Origin of the sequence: Larsenimonas rhizosphaerae, from assembly GCF_026240105.1 — a bacterium.
GTDB lineage: Bacteria > Pseudomonadota > Gammaproteobacteria > Pseudomonadales > Halomonadaceae > Larsenimonas > Larsenimonas rhizosphaerae.
On the sequence record NZ_JAPIVE010000008.1, the window covers coordinates 1 to 4,785 of the forward strand.

General features: G+C 53.8%; 7 protein-coding genes and 1 pseudogene. 3 read left to right on the top strand and 5 right to left on the bottom strand.

Annotation, left to right across the window (positions count from 1 at the left end):
- A partial coding sequence (locus OQ287_RS15230) for a hypothetical protein (protein ID WP_265896978.1) occupies nt 1–526 on the top strand: 526 nt, incomplete at its 5' end.
- 12 nt (nt 527–538) lie between these two features.
- On the opposite strand, the gene OQ287_RS15235 is transcribed toward OQ287_RS15230, so the two are convergent.
- The 5 genes and pseudogenes from OQ287_RS15235 to OQ287_RS15255 all read right to left on the bottom strand — a co-directional run bounded on the left by OQ287_RS15235 (nt 539) and on the right by OQ287_RS15255 (nt 3,475).
- Nucleotides 539–1,459, bottom strand: coding sequence for a replication initiation protein (locus OQ287_RS15235; RefSeq protein ID WP_265896979.1), 921 nt, complete (start codon nt 1,457–1,459; stop codon nt 539–541).
- A gap of 359 nt (nt 1,460–1,818) precedes the next feature.
- Nucleotides 1,819–2,265, bottom strand: coding sequence for an MbeB family mobilization protein (locus tag OQ287_RS15385; protein ID WP_407658272.1), 447 nt, complete (start codon nt 2,263–2,265; stop codon nt 1,819–1,821).
- Nucleotides 2,266–2,590: 325 nt separating this feature from the next.
- Nucleotides 2,591–2,953: pseudogene (locus tag OQ287_RS15390) on the bottom strand (relaxase/mobilization nuclease domain-containing protein); the annotation flags it as partial.
- Nucleotides 2,950–3,282 carry a MobC family plasmid mobilization relaxosome protein gene (locus OQ287_RS15250; RefSeq protein ID WP_265896980.1) on the bottom strand — a complete coding sequence of 111 codons (333 nt, stop codon included), beginning with the start codon at nt 3,280–3,282 and terminating at the stop codon, nt 2,950–2,952. The gene OQ287_RS15250 and the pseudogene OQ287_RS15390, both read right to left, overlap by 4 nt.
- Nucleotides 3,275–3,475 carry a hypothetical protein gene (locus tag OQ287_RS15255; RefSeq protein WP_265896981.1) on the bottom strand — a complete coding sequence of 67 codons (201 nt, stop codon included), beginning with the start codon at nt 3,473–3,475 and terminating at the stop codon, nt 3,275–3,277. Before OQ287_RS15255 ends, OQ287_RS15250 begins: the two co-directional genes overlap by 8 nt.
- A gap of 255 nt (nt 3,476–3,730) precedes the next feature.
- Between OQ287_RS15255 and OQ287_RS15260 the strand changes: the two genes are divergently transcribed.
- Entirely contained in the window at nt 3,731–3,973 is a 243-nt protein-coding gene (locus tag OQ287_RS15260; RefSeq protein WP_265896982.1) for a hypothetical protein, read from the top strand.
- 162 nt (nt 3,974–4,135) lie between these two features.
- The coding region (locus tag OQ287_RS15265) for a ParA family protein (protein WP_265896983.1) at nt 4,136–4,785 on the top strand (650 nt) is incomplete at its 3' end.

Here is a 4,785-nt window from a genome sequence, read left to right on the forward strand (position 1 = left end):
CTTCTTCTGTGTTCAAGCTATCCAATCCTTGATAAGCATTTTGCCAGACTGGAATGTAGGGATTGATCCTTTCAGAAACGGCCCTGGTTTGATCTATGGATTCCCAGCAGAACCGCCAAAATTTTTGGGCTTCATTTCCCAGAAATACCGGCCTATCAATAGTGCTCCAGCGAAATCCTTTCAGTTTTGGATTGACCAAATCAACAACCAAGTTGTGAGCGGCCTAGTGCCTGTACTGCAACGCGCAGGTATGAGCGTTTCAGTACAGGCTTTCGAGCAAGGCATAGTTGACAGGCAAGAGTCACAAGAACAGTTCAACTTGGCGAACATCTCGGATTTCAACTCGCTGATTGCAAAAGCACATCAGCATAAAATTCCCATTTTTTCGTTGACCGATTCGCAGATAGATCAGCAGGGCAATGTTTTAGAAAATATGAAGGAAAACAGAGATAACTTTGAACAGTTGTTTGTCAGCTTGGCAGCCTCTATCCAAACAGTGATATCTCTTGATCAACAAGGAATCTAATTTGGGAGGGCCTTACAAAAGGCCCTTTTTCTTTCTTGAGTAATAAGTTCTTCGGCTTATTCCCAACGACACCCAAGGCCGTAACTCAGCCTCACTTCCTTTACGCCTTGATTGCCCAGAAGCTACACCGCCTTTTCGGCCCCGAGCTATTTGCAAAGCATTGAAGCTCTCCGCAGAGAAATTTTGATGCGTCCATTTCGCCACGCTCTTGGCTGTATGGCGTACTTCATTGGCATCTAACGGCTCGGGAAAGTCTAGGTTGTAGGCTTGGGCGCGCTGGTGAACGGCTTCAAACCAGCGGTCGTAATCGGGCCAGCCTTGGCGTATGGCTCGATAGGCCCAGTGTCGAAGGCGGTCGAACAGGTTGCAGTTACGACCCAGCCCATAGTCGGGCAGGCGTTTGCGCTTGTCGCTGTAGGGCGTGAGGTCGAGCCAACTGTCGAGATCGCTCAGCGAATAGAGCTGCGGTGCCCACTCAGAAACGCGCCAGAAGCCGTTCAGCGGGTTTTTGCAGATTAACCCCGAGTAACCCCTGTCTGACTCCAGAACGGCGCTCAGCGCGCAATCTATGGCCGCTGCGTAGCGAAGTGGGCCGGGTTTGCCATCGGGGGCGGTACGGATCGGGACTTCGAGGCCATAGATCAGGTGCGCGTGCCCGTTTTCGGGGTTCTGCGCGACGATGGTCGGCGGGGGTGCGTTGCGATCGTACCAGTCAAGTACAGCACCGCTGCGATCGACGTCGTAGACGAGCCAATAGCGGTGTGTCGGGCCGTTGGGCTGGATGTAGCGCGCCTGAATGGCGAGCGCGACGTCACGGATACGAACGCCGGTACCGAAATCATCGGTGTGGTAGGGCTTCTTGGGGAGCCGGTCGCGGAAGGTTGCCAGATTGGCAACATTTTGGACTTGGCACCCGGTATCGGGTTGGGCCAAAATAACTCCATGTTGTGTGCGCCCTCGTTCCCGTCTTGCCGCCAAGCTAATCCGGGTTCGGGGGCGTTTTCTTTGCTACATGCCCATTCCTGGGCCTGAACGATCATGCCGATGCGTTCGCGTCTGCTGTTTTACCGCTTCCTGCCCTCTGGCGTCCAGCGCGACACCTTCTCGCTCAAGTCGTTGACCTGCTCGCTCAAGTGCTCGATGCGCTGGTTCAGCGCCTCGTTCTGCTGCTGAGTACGCTCGAACATCGTCTGCAAGCTGCTGTAGGCGGCTTCCCAATCCCGCTGCTGTGTCTCGTACGCGCTCTGCAACTGCTCGAAGGCGCTGATTAAGGTCTGTTCCAGCTCGGTCATCTAGTAGCCCTCCAAGACTCGATATCCGTTCTGATAATTTACGGCGTCCTCGTCGATCCGGGCGCAAAGACGGCCATCCTCGCCGCAACGACTCAACTGGATCGCGCCGCCCTGGTTCTTCAACTGCTCGAGCGTCACTTTGTGGCGTGCGATTTCTTCGATCTGGCCGGTGATGTACCAGCCCATCGTGGCTATCGCGCCCAAGGCCAGCAGTAGCGTCAGGGATACCGGTATAACGACGGCCATCCAGCTCTTGAGCGCGGTCCGCTGCAAGTTCCGGCTCTGGGCGTCGATGGCGGCTTTGGTTCTCTGCTCGCTTTCGTTCAATGCCGTCAGTAAGGCGCTCTCGTGCGCCTTGAAGGCGTTCTGTACGCTCTGTTCGGTAGACGCGGCTTGCTGCTTCGATTTCTGCTCGAAGCTCGCCGCTAAGTCGGAAATCCTGCTCATAGAGTCGTCCCTTGAGGCGCAGTGGCCGGCCGTTGTCGGGATCGGCCACGCTGATACTGGTTTTGGTCTGGCGCGTCACATCGAAGCCGTGGGTTTCGAGGGCGTGAACCACATCATCACGGCTTCGAATATCACCGCTCTCGACCAGCCGCCCGAGTCCGGCAGTGATCGTCTGCTGAGCCGTTAGGCGGTCACGGGGGAGATCGGCGGGATAGGCCATGTTGCGTCGGTTGGCTGGATCGTCGGGGTCGTGTAGGTCGTACTCGGCGTTGGTGACGATCTTCCAGGCATTGATACGGGGGCGATCAGCGGCGTCGTAATAGGGCTGTAAGCGCTTGCCGCTGGTCAATTCGATATTGGGCACCACGAAATTGAGTTCGAGCCGCCCTTTATCGCGGTGCTCGACCCAGAGGCACTGGTACTGATCGGCGTCGAGGCCCGGCAACAGCGCGGCCTCAAAGGAGTCCATGATCTGCTGTTTTTGCACGTCCGGTAGGTCGGCTTCCTGAAACGAGAGCACGCCCGAGGTATAGCGCTTGGCATAGGAACTGCTGTCGATCAGTTGTTCGGTCTGGTCAGGGTCGCCGCGAAGTACGGTGGCAAGATCGCGGTCACGGTCGCGCCCCAACAGATAGCCGACCGGGCCACTGCCGCGCCCAACGCCGCGGGCCGTGAATTTGACGATCATTGGTGTTCGTCCTTCAAGGCAGCCAACTCGCGCTCGATGGCCGACAGCGCCGAAATGACGTGAACACGATCAAGCCCGCTCCATTGGCCGCTGTTGATGCGACGGGCAATCTGGTTGAGGTTGTTGCCAATGCCGGTCAGTTGGCGCAGTAGAGCTGGATCGACCGACGGTGGGGCTTTGCGAGGCTGTCGACGAGTGCCCTCGGGCGTCAAACAATGCTCACGCATCCACTCAGCCAATCGCGCCTTGGGACACCGAGCACGCAGCGCTTCGTACTCCTCAAGCGTGCAACGAACTTTCACCACCTTGTCGCGCTTCACATCAGACATCGACGTGCCCCTGATCCAGATCCTCGAGACGACCGTTGGCCAGCCATACGGAAGCCAGACTCAATGCGTCGTCATAGTCGTGATAAACCCTGGAGGCGACTTCCTCACCGTCTTTGAAGAAACGACAGCGCTGACGGTCTTCGCCCGCAGGCTCGATGGTGTAGTCAAGATCGTCCCAATCGTCGTTAGACATGGCATGGCTCCGGGGTGATACGGCACTGCCGAGACGACGGCCCGAAGGGGCGAAAGTGTCGGCAGTTACAGAGGGTATCGGGGGACGTAGTCCCCTGATCCAGCTCACAGAGTACACGAACACAGCGAAGCTGTGGAGGGCACTCTGTGTATGCTGGCTTATAGATTTTAAGAGGTGCGAGATATGCAGGGAAATGAAAAGGAGCCTACCTTCAATCAGAAGACATAAACCCAATCAGAAAAAGAGAGAAACTAAATGAGCAGCAACAAAATGGAAGACAAGATGAACAAGGAACGGGAACAGGAACTTGCTGAACACCTCGAACTAGAGCTGGAACAGGTTGGGGAAATGGATTTGATCGACCGAATACATGAAGACAAAGGAAATACAGGCGGGACTGTGTATTCATGCTATTTCAACGTGCCTGAAGAAACACCGAAAGAAATACTCGAAAAGAAAGGGTGGCAGATAGGGGATCGCGTAGAGGTTCCGTGCTGAACGCTAAGAACGGAGAAAACTGGAAAAACACCGAACAATGAAACAAAACAGATAGCCCTCAAAAGGAAAAACAAAGGGCTATTATCTGATATGGCTTCAAGTGCAAACCGAAGGCAGCCTGTTACATTAGCAATTCACATTGGTAACGACAGGCAATAGTCGATGCAGATCATATCTCTCTTCAATCACAAAGGTGGAGTGAGCAAAACTACCACCACTTTTAACTTAGGATGGATGCTCGCTAGACAAGGCTATAAAACCTTATTGGTGGATGCTGATCCGCAGTGCAATCTCACATCACTGCTGATGCAGTACGATGAGGTCGAAGACGGCCAAGAGTTTCTTGATACGACAACTGACCTGTACAAAGGCATAGCTCCCGTAATTGATGGTTCTCTTTCAAGGCTAGAACCAGCAGATCCGGTCCAAACTCTTCAAGAGAACCTTTACCTTTTGCCTGGAAGCATTGAGCTTTCTGCCGCAGAGAGGCAGATAACAGTTTCATTGACTACATCCGGCGCTATACCCGCAATCAAAAGTATTCCAGGCAGCTTGAATTCCTTTATTCGTTTAACTGCTGAACACGGTGATTTTGATTACGTTCTTATAGATATGAGTCCTAGCGTGGGATCCTTGAATCAATGCCTGCTAATGGGTAGTGATTATTTTGTGGTTCCAACAGCTCCCGACTTCTTCTGTGTTCAAGCTATCCAATCCTTGATAAGCATTTTGCCAGACTGGAATGTAGGGATTGATCCTTTCAGAAACGGCCCTGGTTTGATCTATGGATTCCCAGCAGAACCGCCAAAATT